We start from the raw sequence: 23,294 nt of genomic DNA, 5'->3' as shown, positions 1-23,294 counted from the left end.
CGCCGCTTCGTATCGGTAATGTGGAGATACGAAACCGTTTTGCTATGGCTCCGATGGCGATGGGCCAGCTGGATGACCATTGGGCATATAAGCAGGAATCCATTGATCACTTTACAGAACGGGCCCGTGGAGGTACCGGTCTGATCATCACCGGTGCCAATTTTATCGAAAACAGAATCGAAAAGCACCGCAAGGCAAGCTTTCCCTGTCCGCTGGAGGACCCGCAAAGCTACATGACACAGCTAAAGAAAATGAGTGATAATATTCATGCCTACAATTCCAAGCTGTTTGTCCAGCTGACCGCCGGATTGGGACGCTCTGCCATACCTGCCATGATTCTGGATAATACCTTTGTTGCACCGAGCGCTACCACGAATCGCTGGGATCCTTCCATTCAGCATCGTGCATTGACTACAGAGGAAATCTATGAGCTGATCAAGGATTTTGCGACCTACGCCATGCTGGCAAAGATGGGAGGTGCAGATGGTATTGAGGTGCATGCAGTTCATGAGGGTTATTTGCTGGATAATTTCACAATGGAATATTTCAATCAGCGTGAGGATGAGTTCGGCGGCGATCTAATGGGACGACTGCGGTTTCCACTCGCCATATTACAGGCTGTTAAACAGGCATGCGGCAAGGATTTTCCTGTGATATTGAGATTCTCACTCAAGAGCTTTATCCGTGCGGAGCGCCATGGCATCCTGCCTGGTGAATCCTATCCGGAGCTGGGAAGAGATATTGAGGAAGGCCTGCAATTCGCCAAAATACTGACCGAGGCCGGATATGATGCTTTGAATGTGGATGCCGGAAGCTATGATGCATGGTACTGGGCACATCCGCCATTCTTTCAGGATCGCGGCCTGTATCTGCCATTTGCCGAAAAGGTAAAGAAGGTTGTAAAGGTACCGGTGCTGACAGCCGGGCGCATGGGCTATCCGCAGCTTGCCGCCGATGCATTGCAGGAAGGAAAGTGCGACATGGTGGTATTGGGAAGACCACTGCTTGCGGATCCGGAATTTGTTAATAAAATGCGCCAGGGCAATATTCAGGATATCCGCCCATGTCTGTCCTGTCATGATGGCTGCTTTAACCGGGCACACTCCATGCGTCTGATGTCCTGTGCCGTCAATCCGCAATGCAACCGTGAAAAAGAGGCTGCCTTCTGTAAGGCAGAGCATACGAAAAGCTGTCTTGTCATCGGTGGAGGTCCTGCCGGTATGGAGGCCGCAAGAGTTCTGGCACTACGCGGACACACGGTAACACTTGTAGAAAAAGAAAAGCAGCTCGGTGGCATGTATCGCTGGGCAAGTGTTCCGGAATTCAAGGATGATGGAAAGCTGCTGATTTCCTGGTATGAGCATCAGATGGAGCGTCTGAAGGTACAGGTTTGAACAGTGACGTACAGGCGCAGGATCCACGAATCGAAGCCGCAGATGTCGTAATCTGTGCCACCGGAAGCCACGCTTTCCTGCCGCCAATCAAGGGAATTGAATATGGCGTAACTGCTGTCGATGTATTAAAGGGAGCGGTAACCGCGAAGAAGGAAGCTACGATTATCGGCGGTGGTCTTGTTGGCTGTGAGCTGGCCATCTGGCTCTCCCAGCATGGAAAAAGCGTGCGCATCATTGAAATGGCGGATACGTTGATGTCTACCGGAGCTCCTGCCGATATGAACAAGCAGATGATACTGGAATTACTGGAGCACCATCAGGTTGAAATCCGCTTACAGACAAAGCTGCAGGAAATCCGCGAGCATGAAATCGTGGTTGAGACACAGGGCGCTATACAGGAGCTAGCAAGTGACTGCACGATCCTTGCCCTTGGCTATCGCAGCAATCGTTCTCTGTATGATCAGATTTTGTTGAAGGCAAAGGATATTTATAATATCGGTGACAGCTCGCATCCAAAGGATATCATGGAGGGCATCTGGGATGCCTATGAGCTGTGCTCGCACCTGTAAGCAACAATTCCCTATCCCGATACCTCAGGAGTTTCATCAGCCAAAGGCTTTTATTGAATATTTACATGCATGCTGCCTCTTCTCATAGAAAAACATACAGGTTTCCCTTCTATCAATGTTAGAGAATAAGCACAGGGTATCTTTCACAAGCAAAAAAAAGAATAGTCTTCCGGTTTCGTTTCACCAAAGATGGGTAGAGCTTTTACCCATGAAAGCTAAAAGGAATCAAGTACATCGCTTTAATGATGCTTTGATTCTTTTTTTCTTGTTGCTGATGATATTCAAAAGGAACTATCCTCTTTATCTATTCTTGTTTTAGCGTATCCCTTCGACATATACAACGCTTTAGAAAAAGCCTCTTCCACAGCACGAGGACATACAAAATACAAGAAAAAAAGGTCATGCATTTCAGACCCTTTCCTAAGGCCTTTGCCATACGGCGAAATGAACACAACCTGAATATATCATATGGTGCCGGAGAGGTGAATCGAACACCCAACCTACGCGTTACGAGTGCGTTGCTCTACCATTGAGCCACTCCGGCAGAATAAGGAAATAGCTTTCTCACGAACCGTTTCCCTGAGACCGCGATTATTATACCATCTTTTCTTCCTTATGTACAGAATCAAAAAGAAATTTTTATAAGATTATTTGCTTAATTTCCGCATTTCTTCCTGGCATAGCCATATGCAGCAGCTCTGTGTGGCTGTAATTATTGAACTATGCAGTCACATTTATGTACTGCTTACCTGTCAAGCTGTGCTATCCTATGCTCATAATCACGACGTATTTCCTGGTACATTGCGATTACCGGTGTACAATCGCGCTTCACCGTCTGCAGGATGTGAGGAAGATTGTCACAGGCAATCTGTACGATTCTATCATCCAGATACTGCCCTTCAGCCATTTCCTGTAAAATTTCTTTGATTTTCTCCAAGTCATATGCTTCCTTATAGCTGCGCTTTCCTATGAGAGCGCTGATGATATCCGCAATTGCTACAATGCGTTCGGATGTCGTTAAAGCTTCCTCCTTCAGCCCCAGAGGATAGCCTTTGCCGTTCAGCTTTTCATGATGACGGACAGCGATATGCTCGATTTCCTCATCGACAACACCATGCAGAATTTTCATGGAATATGTCACATGTGACTGCATAACTGCCATGTCCTGCGGACTGAGTCTGCCCGGGAAGTCGAGGATCGTCACCGGTATGGCAACCTTACCGATATCATGCAGCAGGGCTCCGTAATACACCTTTTCTATTTCTGTCGGATGATAATCACATAGCGCCGCAAGTGTTGTGGAAACACTTGTCGTTGTAATGGTATGTGCTACCATATATTCACTGCGGAAATCTATTGCATAGCTGAGCATATGCAGATATGCCTTTCCTTCTGATTCCGTAAACGGTATTTCATCGAAGACCGCTACCTTTACCTCCTGATGCTGCACATAAAGCTGATCCAGCATGTGGCATTGTGCATCTGCGGAAAGGAACAGATCAATCGCCTCCTTACTGAAATAATCCTCCTCGAACTGGCGAAGGAAGGCTTCCACATTTTGAAGCGGTTTCTCAAGCTGATAGACATCCAGACGATCACAGAGGCTGAGAAGCTGTGACACAAGAAGGTAGGGAATATCATGATCTCTGAGCTTTCTGTAATATATGTGATGATATAGAATGATATCCGCATACGGGCCGAGCGGGGACAGATTTTTCAGGAAAAGATAGCCGTATACGGAATGCTGGTAGATATCCCATGTTTCAAACTGGATTAGCTGCTCGATTTCCTCCGTCTTATAAGCACCGATATCATGAAGAAAGCAGGTCATGACAATATCCCGCAATTCCTTTCCTTTAAAGAGTCCTGCATGACACAGAGTCTGTTCCATCAAAAAAGCCACACGGTAACCATGATCCACCAGCCGCGCATCCAGTGCATTTAATGTATTTCGTATAATCGGTATCACGTGTTTGTGTTTTATGACCTTCATGTATCCTCCTGTGAATGCAACTGTACCCATTATACTGTACACACCTGGTTTCTACAATAAGTTTCTGTGTGAAAAAAGAGGCAGCTTTTCTCTGCCCCTCTGTATTTAAAACATCTTTGAGAAGAAATTTGAAATCTTATCAAAGAAATCATCCTTTGTTTCTTCCTTTGTTTTCTTTGTTTCCTGTGTGTCTGTCTTTTTTTCCTTTTGCAGCTCTTCTGTTTTATAAATATATTTGACCTTGCTTTCACTGTTTTTCGGTGCACCGCTGAAGGTGTGCTCCTGCTCTGCTTCCTTTACAATTTCATCCTTAATAGCAAGAAGCTGTGTGACATCATCCAGTGACAGGGAAACCTGCTTCTGCATTTCATCAATACCGGTTGTTTTGAATTTGCTCATGCCTGCATGCAGTTCCCCTGTTTTATCCTTTAACAGAGTTGATGCATCATATAGCTGCTGTGCACCGTTACCGATTGTCGCAGAACCGCTTTGCAGAGCACCTGCGCCCTGATCAACACGCTGTAATCCGGATACCAGAGCCTGACTGCCCTTATATAGCTCGCTACTGCCACCGACTGCCGTTGTCATACTGGAGTCCAGTGTGGAAATTCCCTTTTTCAGTTCTAAGAGAGAGGAGGATTTTTCACTGAGCTGCTGCGTACCCCGGGCAAGCTGCTGTGCTCCCTGTGATGCAGTATTCAGACTTGCTTTGAAACTGCTTAGCTTCGGCAGCATTTCAGCAGCAGAGTCTGCCATGTCGGATAGATTTTTCAGATTTGCTGAATCTGTCTGCAGCTGGGTCAGCTGTTTTTGCAGATTGACCGCAGAAGCTGTAGCCTGCGTTTTATAATTTAATAAGTAGTCATCCGCACTTTTAAGGCTTTTCAGAGCCTGCGCTGCCTCTGCATCCACAACCTCTCCTTTATCATTAAAAGCTTTTTTCTTTAGATATTCTGCAGTTTCTCCCAGTTTTCCTGCTGCGTTATCAACATCTGTGCTTGTGAGTGCAGCCTCCAGATCAGCGGCAGCCTGCGCCACATGTTGCTGATCCTTTTCAAACATCGCCTGTAAAGCAGATACATTTCCTAAACCATCTGTTAAATTTTTCAGCATTTCATCACTCAGGGATGCATTCAGCTCATTGCTTCCATCCTGCAAGCCCTTTGCAAGTGCCTGCATATTCGTATTGATCTCATCAACACCGCTTACCAGTGTACCCAAACCGTCTGTTGCTTTATTCAGCTTGGCAGTTCCCTTCTTCGCCTGATTCATTCCGGTATGCAAATTCTGCAATCCGCTGTACAGCCTGGTTGAGCCGCTCACCAGCTCCTGCGTACCATTCTTTAATGCAGATACACCGTTCGTCAGTGTCGGCACACCATTTACCAGCTCCTGCATTTTACCTTGGAAGGTTGCTGTACCCTCAGAAAGCTGTGAAGTCCCATTCAATAGCTGTGCACTTGCATTGGTCAGCTCATCCAGCCCCTTCGTGAGATCATCCATGGAATTGATATCCTTCAGCTTATCCACCGGCACCTCCGGTGTCATTGCAAACATAATCGGACCAAGCTCAAAATCCTTTGCTTCACAGGTAATGGTGATATCATCCTGCATCGGCAGTTCCTTTGCGCCGGTTACACCGCAGCTTTCCAGCGTATCCTGCAATCCGGGAACACTGATGAAAGCGACCATGGTATTGTTGCCCTCGGAAAGCACCTTACCGTTTTCACACTTCACATTTGAAAAATGATCGGTGGAAAGATCAAGTACACCTGCGCCCATATAAAATGGATGAATGCGTGTCTGTCTGCCATTCACATTCACTGTTTTACTCTGCGTATTTTTCAGTGAAATATGAATTTCCAGCTTACCGCTTTTTCCGATCAGGTCCTTTCCACTGATTTCCTTACCATCCAGCTTATAAGTCACCCTTACCTGTACCGGTAGAGTTTTGGTGCTCGTTCCTTCATAATAAATATCATTGGAATCTGCATTCCAGGTATAGGTCTTTCCGGAAACCTCTGGCTTTTCGTCACTTTTCACATTCTTGACATTGCTGAGGTCCAGCTGTTCCTTTATATTACGAATACCGTTATCGTTGTGCAGCCAGCTGCTTACAATTTCCTGATCGACACTGCCATCACTGTTCAGCATGGCGTAAACCGTTTCATCCTTTACCGTTTCATCATCCTTTGCATACAGCACCATGCCGGAATTAACCAGCAGCATACTCAATGCCGCACACGTTACTGCTTTCACATTTTTCTTCATATGAATACCCTCCTTATTTCAGATTGGCTTTTGGCCAGCCCTTGGTTGTTTTCTCTATCAGCTTATGGAATATAATCAGCATAGCTGGCAGTACCAGCAGAATAGAAAGCATGGAAATCACTGCCCCGCGGGAGATTAGTGTACACAGACTCTTGATTAAATCCATTTTGGAAATAAAGGATACACCGATACATGCGGCGAAGAAGGACAGTCCGGATGTGATAATACTCGGTGCAGATTTTGCTGCCGCTTCCCTCGCGGCCTCTATAACCGTACTGCCGTTGCTGAGTTCTTCCTTATAGCGTGTTGTCATCAGGATGGCATAATCCACCGTCGCTCCCAGCTGAATTGTACCGATGACAATGCTGGCGATAAATGGAAGCGTTGTCCCGGTGAAGAATGGAATCCCCATATTGATACAGATTGCAAATTCGATGGAAGCTACCAGTATAACCGGTAGTGCAAGCGATTTGAAGGTGATAGCGATAATCAGAAAAATCGCGGCAACAGATAAGATATTCACCATTTTAAAATCAATATCCGTCGTAGTAATCAAATCACGGGTCAATGAGCCTTCCCCGGCAATCACCGCATGCTTATCGTATTTATGCAGTATCGTATCTATCTTATTCAGCTGTTCATCCTCTTCATCCGTTGCGGAACGATAGGTGCTGTTGACCAGGATCATCTTTCTGCCGCCATTCTGCAGGATGTTTTTCACTGCTGCAGGCTCTAGCTCATTCGGAATACCGCCGCCAATCAGACTCTCATAGGAAACGACGGAATAAACTCCCGGTAGTTCCTCCACAGAATCACAGATTTCCTTGATTTCATAATTTTCCAGCTTCTCGTCCACCAGTAGGAAATGCGTCGTCGTCATATGGAACTGGTCCTTCAGCTTATTCGTACCGATGACACTTGGAAAATCCTCAGGCATTGTCGCATTCAGATCGTAATAGACATTGGTATGTGCCTGTGCATAAATCATCGGAATGAAGATAACGACAAAGACCACCAGAATTGTTTTATAATGTCTTGTCAGAAAGCCCGGAAGCTTTTTCGGTTCCTTTAAAAGGATCGGGTGCTTCCATTTCTCAATATATTTATCGAACAGCATCAGCAGCGCAGGCAGGATGATGATAGTCGATAATACGCCGAATACAACACCCTTTGCCATAACGATACCGATATCCCTGCCCAGGGTCAGCTGCATTGCGCATAATGCCAGAAATCCAGCGACAGTCGTTATAGAAGAGCTGGTGATGGAGGTGAAGGTAGCCTGTATCGCATTTGACATGGCTTCATCACGATCACTGCTTTTCTTTTTTTCCTCCTGATAGCGGTGCAGCAGGAAGATGGAGTAATCCATCGTGACACCCAGCTGCAGGACCAGAGCCAGTGCCTTGGTGATATAGGATATCTGTCCCAGAAAGACATTGGTTCCGAAGTTGTAGACGATTGGGAAAACGATTCCCAAAACGAAGACAAACGGTGCTATGGAGGACTCCAGCCCCATAAACAATACAATCATACACAGGATGATGGCAGTTACGGCATACAGCGGAGTTTCCTCGTTCATCAAATCCTTGGTATCCTCAGTGATGGCGGAAAAGCCGCCCAGATAGCATTCACGATCGGCATAGCCCTTGATGGTTTTAATGGCATCCATCGTACGCTGGGATGAGGTTTCCTCCTGAAATGTGATTACCATCAGTGTTCCCTTATCAGAATACAGCATCTCACGAACATCCTTTGGCAGTATCTCCTTGGGAATGCTGATATCCAGAACATCATCTCTCCACAGGACATCCTTAACGCCGTCAATCGCCTTGATCTCCTTTTTTAATTCCGATACATTCTTATCCGGCATATTCTCAACGACCAGCATACCGGTGCTCGCCAGATTGAAGTCATCACTCAGTGACTTCTGTCCGATCATGGACTCGGCATCCTGTGGCAGATAGCTCAGCAGGTCATAATTTACTTTCGTACGCGCATATCCGATAACACTGGGTATCAGCAGCAGTACGGCAACAAGCAGAATCAGATTTCTTTTCTTTACAATAAAATCAGAAAGCTTCTTCATACATTTCATCTCCAATCTTGTTTATGATCGTTCGATCATTTTGCGAATCGTAGTAAACAGCATTGGCTTCAGCTGTTCGATATCGTCCGGCTGATGCAGCACGATTGCAGTATAGCACAGGGTAGAAACAAGCTCTAAAATCATAAACAGCAGCTGATAGGCTTCACTTCGGGTATACCCGAGTGTTACCAGAAAGTCACAGTAGCTGTTCATATGCACTGCCACCTCATAATTGTCATCCTCCTTCAGCTTTCCGCCAACAAGATTCCAGGACAGGTTTTTCTGAATAAGCTTGATAACCTCCGGATGTCTGCAGAAATAGGCGATGACATGGTCGATCAGAAAAATCAGTTCGTCAATTTTATCATCAATTCTTTGCCGCTTGGCTTCAAGGAGTGCGTCGTTAATGATCGAGGAGCTTTCCTTTACGATGAGATGATTGATCAGCTGCACCTTGTCATGAAAGTAAAGGTAGAACGTACCCTTGGCAACTCTCGCTTTTTGGGCGATCTGATCAATGGAAATCTGATGCACCTCATTGCAGGAAAACAATGCAAGTGCGGCTTCTTCAATCCGTTTCTTTTTCTCACTCTTGTTCAATAGTACCTTGTTCTTCATATGCTTCTCTCCCGTTTTCGCTGAATGACGATTCGTCATTTTTTTCTAACCGATGAAAAGGATATTGCAAAAATGACGATTCGTCAATAATTTATATGCGGCTTTGAAGCAGGTTCTCTATACAATTTCTGATTTTTGTCTAAATGCTTAACATTTGTTTTTCTTATGACCTATTTTTCATCGTACCTTACAGTGGCTTTATCTGGAGGTGTTTGCTTTTGTGCGTGAACATCTCCAGCTTTGATTTTCACAGCTCATAAATGACTGAAACCAGATAGCAGCTAATAAAAGGATTAAGCAGATATTCTTTCATTCACGATAAAAACACTAGTAAGCACAAAAATCATTTAATATAAAAATGTTTCTTTTTTAGGAGTTTCAGCCTTTTTCCACGTATGTAATAGTGTAAAGCATAGGACTGCATAGGAAGTGATACCTATGCTTACAAAAGATGTAATCGGAAACAAAGAAATAAACGTGGAGGTGCAGGAACGGCTAACATATGATAACGATATTTTTTTAAGTTTGCTCTTGGTTCGGAGGATGAAGATGCTGCGTTTATCTGTAACACCGTTATTAAACAAGTGACAGGGAATCCCCCTAGGGAGAGCACTGTATTGAACCTCAGTCTGGATCCCGCTATCATCAAAAAGAAAAAAATGGTATAGGACCTCCGTGTAAAGAGCATGAAACAGAAAAATGCATGTTTTCATTACAAATTGCTTCTTTGAATCAGGTTTATACTATTCATATAGACTGTAGCCAGTAACAAATAAATACAAATATTATGATTTCATAAAAAAAGTAATTGCAATTTAAAATCATTCATGGTATTATAGTTAACGTTGATGGAGGCTTAGCTCAGTTGGGAGAGCGTCTGCCTTACAAGCAGAGGGTCGGGGGTTCGAGTCCCTCAGCCTCCACCATGAATAAACGTGAAACGGACTCTAACCTTATCAATAAGGCAGAGCCGTTTTTTTTATATTTGCTTTCAAGTTCTTTGGATTCGTGGTATCCGGCTACGGGAAAAGCAAAAACTGCAGGTTTCTCTCTATGGATGAGCTTATACAACAGAGCTTTTCTTAGATTCTGAGTTTGCGCTGCGAATCATACTCTTTGGTCATACACTCGCATTAAAATAGCGAAAGGATATAAATTTCTATGAATAGCAAAACTATATTCCTTTATAGTAGCTTCGCCGGTTTTTGAATTCTTATAGCTATATCGCTGTCTACATATAAGCTGATTTTCGTAATTTTGCAGAGGTTGCTGAAACAAAGGTAAGCACGCTGTATGTTTTTTCTGGCATTTCACATTATAAAAAGGGAATCCGAATTTCTATTGTTAAACACAATAGCTTTGGATTCCCTTATTTTTCATAAAGAGAGCATGAACAGCTTAATTTTCAAGCAGCTTTTGTACATGCTTTTGCATGAATCGCCTATTTTCTCCACCCTGCATAAAAGGTTTTATTACCAGTAGTTCCCTTTTTAATAGCGGTTACCTTCTTTTTACAGGCAGCATCCGTATACCAGCCTGTGAATCGATACCCTTTTCTGCTTGGGTTTTTTAGCTTCACAGAGGATGTGATCGAGTATTTGGCAGGATTGGATTTCGTATTCTTCCCGCCATTCAGCTTATACGTGATACGGTAGCTGTTTTTGCTCCATTTCGCATACAGTGTTTTGTTTCCGGTTGTTCCTTTTTTGATTGTCTTGATCCGTGTCCGATAGCGGCTGTCACTGTACCAGCCCTTAAAGGAATAGCCCTTACAGCTTGGATTTTTCAAGGAAATGGAGGAAGTCACAGCATAAGTGGATGGATTGGACTTTGTATTTTTACCACCGTTCAGCTTATAGGTGATGCGGTAGGAAGTGGCGCTCCACTTCGCATACAGTGTCAGATTTCCGGTTCTTTTCTTGATGCTGGTTACCTTGTTCTTATATTTACTGTCGCTGTACCAGCCCTTGAAGGAATACCCCTTACGGCTTGGGTTCTTCAAGGAAATGGAAGAAGTCACAGAATAGGTGGATGGATTGGACTTCGTATTTTTCCCGCCATTCAGCTTATAGGTGATGCGGTAGGTGTTCTTGCTCCACTTCGCATACAGCTTCTTGTTTCCCTTGGTTCCTTTTTTATAGGACGTTACTCTCGTCTTATATTTGCTGTCGGAGTACCAGCCCTTAAAGCTGTATCCGCTGCGGGTAGGATTGTACAGCTTGACTGCCTGATTGTAATACACGCTGACATTGGATTTATGATTGCTTCCGCCATTGAGCACATAGCTGATACCATAGCCGCTGAAAATTCTGCTTGCTGCTTTTACCTTGCTGCCATCCTTTGCCTGTACAGTGATCGTAGCTGTTCCAAAGCCCTTCGCATAAACCTTTCCACTGCTGCTGACCGTAAGGATATTCTTGTTGCTGGATGTCCAGGTAAGACCTTTGTTCGATGCATCCGATGGAGATATGGACGCCGACAGCTGCAGATAGCTGCCCTTGGTCATATTCGCGGATGCCTTATTCATTTTCAATGCGCTGACCGGGTTGGTGACCGTCACAAGAACCATATCACCGCCGTTGTTATACGATGAGTTCAGCGTGATGGATATTACGCCTTCCCTGAGTGCTGTTATGACTCCCTTTTGATTCACAGAAGCGATCTTCGGATCGACGCTTTCCCACTTGAAAGCGACATCTACGCCTGTAGGACTGTAGGCTGTATAGTTCAGCTGATAGGACTGCCCTCTTTTCAAATTCAACGATGATTCCTGAATATTCACCTCCACCGGAGGAACATTTACATTGATTTCGCAAAACGTTCTGATATTCTCATTATCATCCGACGTTGCATAGATGTAGGCAAACCCCGGTTTCAGAGTCTTATAATGGCCGTTTTGATCCACGGTCACAACACTGGTGTTTGAACTGTGCCAGATCACCTTCTGATTGGTCGCATCCTGTGGATACACCGTTGCCTTTACATCTCCTGTATTTGTAACAAATACCGCATGAGCCGTGCTGTCTAATTGTATATGATCAACAGCGATTTTCACTGTAATCCTACACTCGGCACGTATGCCGTTCTTCATAACAGCTGAAATCACTGCAGTTCCACTCTTCAGGGCGGTAACCCTGCCTTTTTCATCCACAGAGGCAACTGCAGAGTTGCTTGATTTCCATGCAATGGATTTGTCCGTTGCATTTGCGGGCTGTATATCTGCCTGCAGGGCTACCGATTCATCCGGATGCAGGGTTGCACTTTGCTTATTCAGCTTCAGGGAAGTAACCGGAATATCCTTCACGGTTACTTGAAACGATGTTTTTGCGCCATGATAGCTGACAGTGATCGAATGATTTCCGGCAGTCAAAGCGGTATTCTCTACCCTGTATGCCGTGGTTTCCCTCTTAGAGCCGTCCGCATATACAGCCTCTATGCGCATTCCCTTCAACGATACTTTCTCTCCGGTTATATACTCCAGTTTATCGGGAGGCGTAAGCATATGCAGTGATACAGGAGTTTCCCGTTCTACTGCAATATCGTTTTCTGCCGGCATCCCAAACGGGAGCTTCCATGTGATATTTACGGTATCCTTTTCTCCGATGTTCACAATACCGGCGTCAAAACGCCCTCGATAATCGGTTTGCATTTCTTTTCCCTCCACCGCAATCGTGATGTACGGCAGGGACACACCCTTAAGCGCCACATCCCCGTTACGGGAAGCCGTGAGCGTCTGATCAATGCGAACCGGAACCACCGCTACCGGCCGGTTGGTTGCCTGAACACTGTGAATACTATTTGTTCCTGACCACATAAACGTACCCTGTGTGTTGTTATAGCCTGTCGTACTCATTTTGCAGAACACGGTTCCATCAACCTGAATACCTTGGGAACGCAATACACCCAGTACATAGACATTCCCTGTCACATGCACATTTTTCATTGTAAGGAAAGCATTTTCCCCGACATACAAATCCCCATCGTAAACATAATCATTTACTGTTTTAGAATCCGTAATATAAAATACATTGCTCAGTCCCTGGGCGACATCCGGATCAGGCACTACCTGAAATCCCTGTGCAGACATATCCAAATAGCGCATATTCTCATAGGAAGATGAAAGTAAAGGCTGATTGATATAGTTCACAAAATTCATTTTGTAATCCCACAGAGCTACTGAATAAATGGTCCAGTTTCCTTCCTCCAGATCGCTGTCTGTAGGAATTGTCAATTCATATACCGTTTGATCCTGCGAATATTCCACGTTTTTCCTCAACGCCTTACCACTGGGAGAATGCAGGGTGATTGAAATTCTTTTGATTCCACTCATATCATCACTTGCATCAAACTGATATTTAATTGCGGAACCAGGATAGACTTCTTTTGTCAAAACGGAAATTCCGTGCAGCTCCGGCCTTGTAATATCGGCGCCTGTTGAATCTGTAACCGTTACATCCAGAGGGGAAAAGTCATATGCATATACCGCATAGCTTGGCAGGTCAACGGTATTATATACCAAAATTCTGTCTCCATTTTCCAGGCCTGCATCGATACGATCAACCATCCATATGCCGTCTTCCTCATCCTCAGACGTTTGAAATATGCCTGTGTATCGTCCATTTCCGTCATATTTCATAGTTACCCCTTTTTCCTTTTTTGTAATCGGGGCGCTCAGATGTATTGTTATTCTGGAGCTCATCGGTTTTTCACTTTGTACATCTATTGTGTACGTAACAGCCTCTTTTGCTTTCACCGTGTTGAATGATACACCGATATTCGTAATCTCAAAAGGCAGGGCTTTCTTCTGCTCAACAACCTCCTGTGCCTTCATGCTCTGCGGCATACAGGACACTGCCAGAGCCAGGGCTAGTGCCAGCTTTCGCCATTTCATTTTCTTTTTCATGTAATCCCTCGTTTCACCATCTACCATCAGTATACTCCAACCTTTGATAAATAGAAACATCTTCTGATGGACTTTAAAAGCAAATGCGGTTTTGTTCACTGAGAAATCGCAGATCAATGCATGGGTTCATAGCGGGCAATCATGATTTATGAAATCATTGTCATACAATTAATTTGACTTCTTTCCCCTTTTCTTTGCTGTTTATATGCAAGACAGATCGGTGAATAGGAATTGAATGTGCATCTGTATGTAACGGAAGAATGCAAAAGAATCCCCTGTCTGTGCAAGAGGATTCCTTCCTTGTTTTTATGGAACGCATTCCTTTGATAGAAAGCCATATGACGCATGCGGTTTCCTACAGCAGCTTTGCGAGTTCTCCGATATCCTCGATCACGATATCCGGCGTTACCTCGCTCTTTTCGATATCCGCTTCCTTCGTTTCTCCGCTCATCACCAGAATGCTGGTAACCGCACTGTGATCCGCTACGGCGATATCCGTATACAGACGATCCCCGATAATGGCAATCTGGTTTGCGTCAAGACCGGTTTCCTTAATGATGTATTCCAGTGTTTTCGGACTCGGCTTTCCGAAGAATTCCGGATATCGACCGGTACTTGCTTCGATCAGCCTTGCCATGCTTCCGCAGTCCGGGATAAAGGTATCGTTTTCCATGGGACAGTTGAGATCGGGATTGATGCCGTAGTATGCGGCTCCCTCCCGGATGAAATGACAGGCCTTTGACAGCTTATCGTAGGTCAGTGTCGTATCAAAGCCCAGAACAACGATATCCGGATGCTCCTCATCCAGCTGCCAGCCATGATGTTGAAACTCTGCCTGCAGGGCAGGTGTCCCCACCACATACACGCGTTTTCCCGCATGATGCTCCTTCAGCCAGCGCAGGATGACATGGGTGGAAATCATCATCTGCCGCTGTTCGATATCAATGCCCATGCTATGCAGCTTATCGATATATGTCTTAACGTCCTTTGAGGAGTTGTTTGTAAAGAAATAATATGCTCTCCCGCTTTGTTTTACCGTATCCAGAAAGCTGCGGGTATAGGGGAACAATGCATTCCCTAAATAAATTGTTCCATCCATATCCAGAATGAATGCCCGTATGGGCTTCATCGCTTCCTGGATCTGTTTCTTATCTCGTATCATAATATCCATCCTTAATACGGCTTGCAGGGTCTACTGTCCATAATAGGCATTGGGACCGTGCTTCCGTTTGAAATGCTTATCCAGCAATACCTGCTGCATCGGCTGTACCGCGTTGTCCTGCAGCATGATGCTGACAAATGCCATCGCAGCACATTCTTCCATCACAACTGCATTATGCACCGCTTCAAAGGGGTCTTTTCCCCATGCGAAAGGTCCATGGCTGTGTACAAGCACGCCCGGCATCGTATCTGGATTCAGGTTTCCCTTTGTGAAGGTTTCCACGATCACATGTCCGGTTTCCAGTTCATATTCTCCGTGAATTTCCGCTTCACTCATGAGTCTGGTGCATGGAATATCTCCATAGAAGTAATCCGCCTGCGTAGTCCCTAATGCAGGGATTGCTCGTCCTGCCTGCGCAAAGGCGGTTGCCCAGCGGGAGTGTGTATGCACCGCTCCGCCGACATTGGGAAAGCTCTTATAAAATGCAAGATGCGTCATCAGATCACTGCTTGGCTTCAGCTTTCCTTCCACCACGTTTCCATCCAGGTCGCACAGCACGATATCCTGTGCCGTCATATGATCATATTCCACACCGCTCGGTTTGATGGCGACGATTCCCATGTCACGATCAATTCCGGATACATTTCCCCAGGTAAAGGTGATCAGTCCGTGCTTGGGAAGCAAGAGATTCGCCTCCAGCACACGCTGCTTTAATTCTTCCAGCATAGTGATTCCTACCCTTCTGTGATTTCATCATAGAAATCGTAGAATTTCAACAATCGCATGAAGGTCAGCCGCTGACGGACATACGGACTCAGACGCTGTGTTGTCGTTTTCAGTGCCTCATCAAGTGTCAGCTCCTGCATCGTCGTCAGACCGTGTACCTTTTTCATCCATCCGATCATGGTTTGGGCATCCGGCAGGTCTGCGAGAATCGTCAGGATATCCGCTTCCTTCTCCTTCAGCATGTTCCCGGTGATATCTGCCATCAGATTCGGTGTGTTTTCCTTCAGAATCTCCTCCTGCAGGACAGGACTGGTGATATTGGCTTTGATGAACTCTGTTTCCAGCTCCATGTGATCCTTCACCTGATAGCCTCCCGCACGCAGCTTCTGTTCTGCTTTCTTATAAACTGCCGTGGCCATACAGAGTCCGACACCGACCTTTTCTCCGTGATAGTAATCGATCGGTTCATTGATTGCGGACATTTCCCACAGATGGGACATATGATGCTCCGCTCCGGATGCCGGACGGGAGTTTCCAATCATCTGCATGGCTATGCCACTCAATAACAGACCATACATCAGATTTTCATAGGCGCTCAGATCATGGTTGCGGATACCATCCAGATTCTCACAGAGCTCCTTCAATACCTTATATTCCATATCGACGACGGTATCGCAGATATATTCACCGGTTAGGGCATGCGCGATTCTCCAGTCACACAGTGCCGTAAATTTTCCCAGCAGATCAGCGACGCCGCTTGCGGTCAGACGAAGCGGTGCCTTTGAAAAGATTTCACTGTCCGCCAGCACAAAGCGCGGAGATACCGCCGTAAAGCTTTTCTTAAAGCCGTGCCATGTCATGGCGGCAACGGTGGAAACATAGCCGTCCACACTGGCAGCCGTTGGAATACTCAGAAACGGAAGCTTTTTCTCATACGCATGATAGCGGGTAATGTCATGAATCGTTCCTGAGCCTGCCGCAATCAGAAAGTCAATTCCCGCATATTTGTCCAGCTGCTTCTGTGCAGCCTCCACGCCATGCTCATCCGCATGCAGATTTTCAGGGTTCAGCCGGATGGTGATGATACCGGGAAGAAGCTCCTCCACGAGCTTTCCTGCCGCTGCATACGTATTGTCATCGCACAGCATGGCAATCGTTTTGTATTCACTGTAATATGTTTTCATGATGTGAGGAAGGCGCTGTATGGCGCCCTTCTCAATAATCATATCATCTACAACAATTTCATGTGTTCTTCCGCAGGCACACGGCTTACGGAATTTCTGTACATTAATATTCATAGCCTAAGCCTCCGCCTCTGCATTTTTCATTGCCTGTGTTTCCAGATACTCCTCTACGTTTTTCTGTTTCATGCGGTATCCGGCATAGCAGACCACATATGCGGCGACGGCGACACCGATCCATAGCGGACTTCCGCTCAGGAAGGCGAGGAAGATCAGCCCCATCAGCGGTTTTCCCAGTATATTGAAGCTGGTAATCATGGCAGCACCTGCCGGTATCGCATAGCCTGCGCCCTTGGCAACCTCAGTAAACAGCGGTGCTGTATACGTACACATCAGTAAGCCGACACTGAACCAGATGGCACCGGTAACGATGACCTTTGCCATGTTTCCGTTGAATACGGCAACAAGTCCCTCTACCATATAAGGAATTGCGACCAGATCGACAACCGGCAGTGTCTGGTTGCCAGGCAGGAAGAATGCGATCAGTACCATGACCGGCATCAGCAGCAATCCACATGTCAGCGTTGCAGGCTCTCCATAGCCGACAGCATCATTGACGGCGATATACCATTCGCGATCTCCGGTATTGCCCATGAATTTACGGGCACCCTCGGTGATCGGCGCAAATGCCTGTGCAAAGAACCCTGTGATTTTCGGGAAGATGGCCATAACCGCAGCCGTGGCAACAGCAGCCGTCAGCACAGATCCCCAGCCTGCCATAGAGCCAAGATTGGACAGGTTCCCCAGAATACCGATAATACCGCCCAATACAAAGCCAATGGTCATCGGTTCCCCCATGAATCCGATTTTCTGCTGGATCGTCTGCGGATTCAGCTTCAGCTTGTTGAAGCCGATTGCATTCAGAATCGGATCGAAGACAATGGCGAAAATACCCGGTTCAATGTTATGCATAGCAATGATGGTGCAGTTTGGATACTGATAATACGTAGACCAGCGTTTTGCCAGCATATCGGATATCAGCAGAGAATACAGGTTCAGCAGCACCATGCAGGCGATACCCAGTGCAAAGTTGTCTGTCGCAAAGATAACCATGGCTCCCCATACCATATAGGAATAGTTGTTCCATAAATCAGAGGGCTGGAAGCACTTTGTCCATTTGATCAGAAACAGCACTGTCTGTAATACAATACCGAGTCCCAGATAGATCATACCGGCACTTGTCGAGAACGCTACCAGACTGGTTGCCTGCCAGCCGACATCGAATACATTCAGATTTACACCGGTGATGTTGACCATGGCATCCGCCATATTCTTTACCAGCGGGGTGATGATCGGTGTGAATGCGCCCACCATCAGAGAAATACCCTCCAGAGATACTCCGGCATATAAGGCGGAAAGGAAGGCCTTCTGCGGTTTGACACGGAAGAACAATGCGATGATTCCGATGATGACCGGTACGATAATCGCAGCCCCAAAGTTGTCAATCATCGATTTCAAAAATTCTAATATAACCATACGTTTATCTCTCCTTTATAAATTATGCTGCGTACTGCGAAGTCGAATGCCTATTTCCCTATTGACTGCAGTGCCTTGAGGAAGTCCTCGAAGAACTTGTCCTCTCCCATTCCTGTGATGCAGGCAAAGGCATTGACACAGGGAATCCCATAATCTCCCTTAGGAAGCGGTGAGGTGTGTGCGATAATGTCAAAGCGTTTTGACTGCGCCAGATTTAAAGCCTCGGTCGGTTTTGCCTCGGTAGCACTTACCTGATAGCCGTGCTCGGACAAACGGTCCTTCAGCTTAGCGGCCACCATGCTGCTGGTGACGGTTCCCGAACCACAGATTGATAGAATGTTTACTGATTTCATAAGTTTTCTCCTCCTATTTCTATTTCCTTCTGTTTTACTATATCTATGACCTCGTCGGCACTGGAGGCCTGATAGATCTTCTCCAGAACGGCGTTGTCCTGTATGATACGCAGAATCTGCTGCAGCTTCTTAATGTGGTTTTTGGGATCCTCAATCGCCAGCATGAAGACAACCTTCACCTCTACCTGTGTATCATCACTGCCCATTTGAATGAACGTTACCGGATGCTTCAGTGTCATGATTCCTTCAGTTTCATGCAGTACATAGCCGGCATCCGTATGCGGTATTGCGACACCGAATCCATTGATATCCAATCCGGTTGGAAACTGTGCCTCTCTTTGTTTCAGGGCCTCCACATAATCGCTTCGGCTGTAGCCCTCGTTTATGAAGCAGGTGCCCAGCTGATCAAAGATATCATTGGCATGCCCTGCTTCCGCCTGTAGGTGAATCAGTTTTTTATCTAAGTCTTCCCAAATCATTTCCATACTCCTTTTTGTCGATCATGAGGGATGCCTCCCCTTCATGTATCCCGCTGTTTCTATCCACCTACAGTGTAATGCAAAAAGCGCTTTCATAAAAGAGTAAAAGACTGCGCAGAGGATTGCAGAGTTTTGAACAGTGGAATTCTTTGCACAGCAGGCATACTGCAAACTGTACCATAGAAAAAGACCCTGTATCAGCGTACAGCGTCTTTTTGTGACATGAATAACAGCCGGGATTTACATGAGGCTATCATAATATTTTTGGTATTTTTCTTTGAATTCCTTCCGCTTCAGCAGACTGACACGAATCGATTCCTCCTTCAGCTGCAGTGTATGCCCCGCTTCATAGTAATAGCCGCAAGACGGATTGATGAGCAGACCGTTTTTCGGACAGACAAAATAATCATCGTATATGCGCTGAAAATCCTGCAATCGCATGGAACAGGTATAGCGTGTATTTCCCATGTCCAGACAGAGCTGCTTTTTTATAACGCTCACTTTATGGATTTTATAAATCGGTACAGCGATGCTTTTTTCCCCTTCTTTTACATGGATGCGTATATTGATGTAATTCAGGCGGCGTTCCAGACGCTGAAGCAGCGGCAAAAGCTCCTGATCCAGTTTGGATTTGGGAAGAAAGGTAAAGGCGGAAAACTGCTGGGTGCGCTCAATGGCGAAATTATCCAGCGAGGACATGAGTATGATAATGGCATCCGGATTTTCCTTATAAATCATATTTCCGATTTCTATACCGGAGTGAACCGGCATCATCAGATCGCTGAGATAGGCATCATAGGTGCCCTTTAATGCATAGCTTGCGTCATTGGCGATATCAGCATGAAAGGCGGGATGCAGGGCTTCAATTTTCTTTTTGATTTCCTTTGCCTGTTCTCTTTTGTCATCAATAATCAGTATAGTATAGTGCTGCATAAGTACCTCCCTGTCGGCATGGTGTTGCCTTGTTTCCAGTTATATGGTGAAGCACACAGGATAGAGGAGGGCTTCCTTTATGGATACATTCAGGTGCCGGCTTCTGTCCTTCGTGCGTTATATATACAATAGCATAATTTGAAAAGATGAAAAGGCTTTTGGGACAAGCGGTATGCCACAGGTATCATTCGGTCATTTTAAGGTGTAAAAAGCTATCTGATGAAAAATCTGTTGTATCGCCTGTACATCATTCATCACCGCTATATCAAATACACCGAGACTTATACCTTCGATACCACTTCTCAGTTGCTCTGCCGCAGCCGCCTGATCATCCACAATCAATAAGGTATATGTTCTCATTTGTCTCTTCCTCCACCTATCATCGTCTTCATCATAAACATTATGACCATAAAAGTAAATAAAATTGGGACAAGCGGTCGATTTAGGTAGGAAACGGTAAAAAATAAAAAGCATAACTGGCTCTCCTCCTATTCTGATAACACATAGACCGTTCCCTCCCGGATAGATACCATTCATCCCCTACATATTTACATTTTCTACATTCCATGTAAAATAAACATAGGGAAGTAGATGATAAGGTAGTGGTTTTCCCCTTCTGTAAATCAAATCATTTTCCTGTTTGCAGCTATCTGCGTACCTGATGATGTTCAATGCCCAACCATTAAGTTACGCAGCAGGCATGCGAAAGCTTATATAAATAGAAACGGAGGATCTTTATGTCAAATTTTAAAAAAATAGTATTGCCTTTTCTGCTTCTCTGCTCATTGGGGACACTGGCTATTTCCATGGTATTCTTATGGACGAGCGGAATCGCCCTGGATGAGATGATCAGTGTCACAGAATATTTCGATTCCTATGGGATGCTGTACTGGCTTCTGTTGCTTATCTCTATCCTTTCATCGCTTTCCTGTATCATACTGCTTGTGGCTGGAAACAGGTCCGTTCAGAAGTAAAAGAGTTTAACTGTTAGCGGTATGAAAAAGCTCCGGTCAAGCATAGGTCATGACCGGAGTTTTATTTATCTACTTTTTGTAAAGGAAACGTTCATCCAGTGTTACTTGGAACGCTTCCTGCAAATCACGGAAGCCCTCCACAGGAATCGTCTGAAGCTTATCCTGTCGGCAGGAATGCACCTTGATCCACATCTCGGCACTCTTTTCAATCGTATGCATCAGACCAAAGGTGGAATCAAAATCCACGCCGCTGCAGAACATTCCATGATGTGCCCATATGACCGCATTATAGGTTTCCATCAGCCTGCTTGTGGCAACGGCAATCTCGCGACCTCCCGGTACCATCCACTCCACGACACCGATCCCCTCAGGAAAGATGATCGGACATTCCGTCATCATCTCCCAAATCTCTCTTGTGATAATTTCCGACTTCAGCGGAAGCAGAAAGGTAAGTGCAATCACATTGGGACAGTGACAGTGATAAATCACGCGGTTTTCATTATTTGTAAGCTTTGCCTTGACTGCCATATTCATAAGATGCGTAGGCAGCTCACTGGTAGGACGGCCTCCGTTTTCAAGACCCCAGCGGATACGATACTTTGTACCGGTAGAATCAACCTGTATGATGCCTATTGTATGCCGGGAATCCTTTTTCATATTGTGAAAATACTTTCCCGTGCCGCTGATTAGAAAATATTCATTTGCAAGGTTGTCCACATTGGTACCAATCGGCAGCCATTCCCCTTTATCGTGCAATTCATCTTTTACATCCGCAACATTTTCCGGCTTCATCCAATAGGTGAAATTCCCGCCGTTGCGCTCATGCCAGCCCAGTCTGTCGCCATAATCCGCCATAGCAATATATTCATTTAAAAATGATGTTTCTTCTACTCTCATATGTTTTCTCCTCTCATATCCCACAGGATAGCAAGCAGCTGTAAGCCATCCTTATCTTAAATCATGCATAAGACATTGCCCTCTGTGTGCATGGCAATCATATAGGACTTATATCATGTATTTTGTATGTCCTGTTTGCACTGCCTCCTGCAGCTGTTCCAGCAGCAGCTCCGGACTGCGCTCATAGGAATCCAGAGTATCCCCGCCGCGATGATTGGTAAGTGTGCAGTTATCCAGCTGTACGACAGCATCTTCTTTAGTCAGCGGCTCCTTCGGAAATACATCGATTGCAGCCCCCATGATGCTGCCGTTTTGCAGCGCCTCCTCCAGCGCCGGCATATCCACCAGTACCGCTCTTGCCGTATTGATCAGATAGCTGACCGGTTTCATAAGCTTCAATTCCTCACGCCCGATAATTGGGGGATCATTGGGTCCGATGCGACCGTGAAGGGATACGATATCACTTTCCTGTAACAGGGTTTTCTTATCAACCGCGATACAGCCAAGTCGCTCAATCACAGATGCATCCAGATAGGGATCATGTACCATGATGCTGCATCCAAACGGCTGCAGGCGCTGTGCGACAAGCTGACCGATTGCACCAAAGCCAATCAAACCTACCGTCATACTTCTAAGCTCCCGTATCGATCCGGTATTCGGATAGGATTCTCTCCAGATACCCTCGCGCAGGGAGCGATCTGCTCTTGTCACATTTCGTGTTTCACAGATCATTAACCCAACCGTCAGCTCAGCAACGGCAAAGGCGTTGTGCATGGGACAGTGAATAACTCTGATTCCTTTTTTCTTTGCACTTTCCACCGCGATGTTTTCCACACCGCCCCTTGCCGTAACAATATACTTCAAGTGCGGTGCCTGCTCAATGATATCCTTTCCCACCGGACACATATGAACGAAGATCACGTCCGCATCCAGCATAGCCTCCTTCAATTCCCCTTCGACTGCATATGCCTCACTTCCCTTTGTTTCAATCTTGCGAATCAGCGTACGTGTAGATACACGGTCCAGATCCGCCTTCCATGAAAAGCCCTGATAGGAACAAAACAGTGCGTGATGTTTCAATACCCTAGCGAATGCCTCCTCTGACAGAAACATATCTCCAACAGCAACACATTTCATATACATTCCTCCTAATTGTTCGTTTCACACATTCATCATAGTACAAAAATGAAAATTCAGAAACACTATTCATGTTTATTGT

At 45.6% G+C, this 23,294-nt stretch carries 18 protein-coding genes and 2 tRNA genes; 4 read left to right on the top strand and 16 right to left on the bottom strand.

The genetic code is table 11. The annotated features are described in order from the left end of the window. The first annotated feature begins 44 nt into the window (after nt 1-44). Both ACG3M1_RS05360 and ACG3M1_RS05355 read left to right on the top strand, forming a co-directional pair. A complete protein-coding gene (locus ACG3M1_RS05360) occupies nt 45-1,394 on the top strand; it encodes an FAD-dependent oxidoreductase (RefSeq protein ID WP_395814987.1) in 1,350 nt (449 codons plus the stop codon). Next, nucleotides 1,391-1,963: an FAD-dependent oxidoreductase gene (locus ACG3M1_RS05355; RefSeq protein ID WP_395814984.1), complete on the top strand. Its 573-nt coding sequence runs from the start codon at nt 1,391-1,393 to the stop codon at nt 1,961-1,963. Before ACG3M1_RS05360 ends, ACG3M1_RS05355 begins: the two co-directional genes overlap by 4 nt. A gap of 469 nt (nt 1,964-2,432) precedes the next feature. Here the strand turns inward: ACG3M1_RS05355 and ACG3M1_RS05350 are convergent. The 5 genes from ACG3M1_RS05350 to ACG3M1_RS05330 form a co-directional block, all read right to left on the bottom strand. Beyond that, nucleotides 2,433-2,507 (bottom strand) — tRNA-Thr (locus ACG3M1_RS05350). A gap of 201 nt (nt 2,508-2,708) precedes the next feature. After that, a complete protein-coding gene (locus ACG3M1_RS05345) occupies nt 2,709-3,956 on the bottom strand; it encodes an HD-GYP domain-containing protein (RefSeq protein ID WP_217792977.1) in 1,248 nt (415 codons plus the stop codon). Nucleotides 3,957-4,061: 105 nt separating this feature from the next. Beyond that, nucleotides 4,062-6,227, bottom strand: coding sequence for a hypothetical protein (locus tag ACG3M1_RS05340; RefSeq protein WP_217792979.1), 2,166 nt, complete (start codon nt 6,225-6,227; stop codon nt 4,062-4,064). Nucleotides 6,228-6,240: 13 nt separating this feature from the next. Next, a complete protein-coding gene (locus ACG3M1_RS05335; protein ID WP_008819634.1) occupies nt 6,241-8,313 on the bottom strand; it encodes an efflux RND transporter permease subunit in 2,073 nt (690 codons plus the stop codon). A 21-nt stretch (nt 8,314-8,334) separates the two neighbouring features. Further along, nucleotides 8,335-8,931 carry a TetR/AcrR family transcriptional regulator gene (locus tag ACG3M1_RS05330; RefSeq protein ID WP_009269626.1) on the bottom strand — a complete coding sequence of 199 codons (597 nt, stop codon included), beginning with the start codon at nt 8,929-8,931 and terminating at the stop codon, nt 8,335-8,337. Between the two features lie 850 nt (nt 8,932-9,781). Between ACG3M1_RS05330 and ACG3M1_RS05325 the strand changes: the two genes are divergently transcribed. After that, nucleotides 9,782-9,857: transfer RNA gene (locus ACG3M1_RS05325), tRNA-Val, on the top strand. 515 nt (nt 9,858-10,372) lie between these two features. Here the strand turns inward: ACG3M1_RS05325 and ACG3M1_RS05320 are convergent. The 9 genes from ACG3M1_RS05320 to ACG3M1_RS05280 form a co-directional block, all read right to left on the bottom strand. After that, nucleotides 10,373-13,834 carry an InlB B-repeat-containing protein gene (locus tag ACG3M1_RS05320; RefSeq protein ID WP_242410547.1) on the bottom strand — a complete coding sequence of 1,154 codons (3,462 nt, stop codon included), beginning with the start codon at nt 13,832-13,834 and terminating at the stop codon, nt 10,373-10,375. 355 nt (nt 13,835-14,189) lie between these two features. After that, complete coding sequence (locus ACG3M1_RS05315) at nt 14,190-14,996, bottom strand: HAD-IIA family hydrolase (protein WP_008819630.1); 807 nt, start codon at nt 14,994-14,996, stop codon at nt 14,190-14,192. 30 nt (nt 14,997-15,026) lie between these two features. After that, nucleotides 15,027-15,722, bottom strand: a complete 696-nt coding sequence (locus ACG3M1_RS05310) for an L-ribulose-5-phosphate 4-epimerase (protein ID WP_008819629.1) — start codon at nt 15,720-15,722, stop codon at nt 15,027-15,029. A gap of 8 nt (nt 15,723-15,730) precedes the next feature. Then, entirely contained in the window at nt 15,731-17,020 is a 1,290-nt protein-coding gene (locus ACG3M1_RS05305) for a sn-glycerol-1-phosphate dehydrogenase (protein WP_009269630.1), read from the bottom strand. 3 nt (nt 17,021-17,023) lie between these two features. Continuing rightward, the gene (locus tag ACG3M1_RS05300) at nt 17,024-18,439 is read right to left on the bottom strand and encodes a PTS galactitol transporter subunit IIC (protein ID WP_009269631.1); all 1,416 of its coding nucleotides are present in this window, start codon (nt 18,437-18,439) and stop codon (nt 17,024-17,026) included. Nucleotides 18,440-18,489: 50 nt separating this feature from the next. Beyond that, nucleotides 18,490-18,792 carry a PTS sugar transporter subunit IIB gene (locus ACG3M1_RS05295; protein ID WP_002607967.1) on the bottom strand — a complete coding sequence of 101 codons (303 nt, stop codon included), beginning with the start codon at nt 18,790-18,792 and terminating at the stop codon, nt 18,490-18,492. Further along, nucleotides 18,789-19,271 (bottom strand): PTS sugar transporter subunit IIA, encoded by a 483-nt coding sequence (locus tag ACG3M1_RS05290; protein WP_002607966.1) that lies wholly within the window; start codon nt 19,269-19,271, stop codon nt 18,789-18,791. Before ACG3M1_RS05290 ends, ACG3M1_RS05295 begins: the two co-directional genes overlap by 4 nt. Before the next feature lie 240 nt (nt 19,272-19,511). Next, nucleotides 19,512-20,204, bottom strand: coding sequence for a LytR/AlgR family response regulator transcription factor (locus ACG3M1_RS05285; RefSeq protein ID WP_008819625.1), 693 nt, complete (start codon nt 20,202-20,204; stop codon nt 19,512-19,514). Nucleotides 20,205-20,396: 192 nt separating this feature from the next. Continuing rightward, complete coding sequence (locus ACG3M1_RS05280) at nt 20,397-20,678, bottom strand: hypothetical protein (RefSeq protein ID WP_008819624.1); 282 nt, start codon at nt 20,676-20,678, stop codon at nt 20,397-20,399. A gap of 263 nt (nt 20,679-20,941) precedes the next feature. Here ACG3M1_RS05280 and ACG3M1_RS05275 point away from each other — a divergent pair, with 263 nt between their 5' ends. Then, nucleotides 20,942-21,178 carry a hypothetical protein gene (locus tag ACG3M1_RS05275; protein ID WP_008819623.1) on the top strand — a complete coding sequence of 79 codons (237 nt, stop codon included), beginning with the start codon at nt 20,942-20,944 and terminating at the stop codon, nt 21,176-21,178. 69 nt (nt 21,179-21,247) lie between these two features. On the opposite strand, the gene rhaD is transcribed toward ACG3M1_RS05275, so the two are convergent. Together rhaD and ACG3M1_RS05265 are read right to left on the bottom strand one after the other, a co-directional pair. Then, on the bottom strand, nt 21,248-22,075 hold the full coding sequence (rhaD, locus tag ACG3M1_RS05270) for a rhamnulose-1-phosphate aldolase (RefSeq protein ID WP_008819622.1): 828 nt from the start codon (nt 22,073-22,075) through the stop codon (nt 21,248-21,250). Nucleotides 22,076-22,183: 108 nt separating this feature from the next. Next, nucleotides 22,184-23,212 carry a 2-hydroxyacid dehydrogenase gene (locus ACG3M1_RS05265; protein WP_008819621.1) on the bottom strand — a complete coding sequence of 343 codons (1,029 nt, stop codon included), beginning with the start codon at nt 23,210-23,212 and terminating at the stop codon, nt 22,184-22,186. Between the last annotated feature and the right edge of the window lie 82 nt (nt 23,213-23,294).

Source organism: Clostridium sp. 10cd* (assembly GCF_044336395.1).
Lineage (GTDB): Bacteria > Bacillota_I > Bacilli_A > Erysipelotrichales > Erysipelotrichaceae > Clostridium_AQ > Clostridium_AQ innocuum.
The sequence above is the reverse complement of the archived record's forward strand: the minus strand, read 5'-3'. Positions and strand labels throughout refer to the sequence as shown.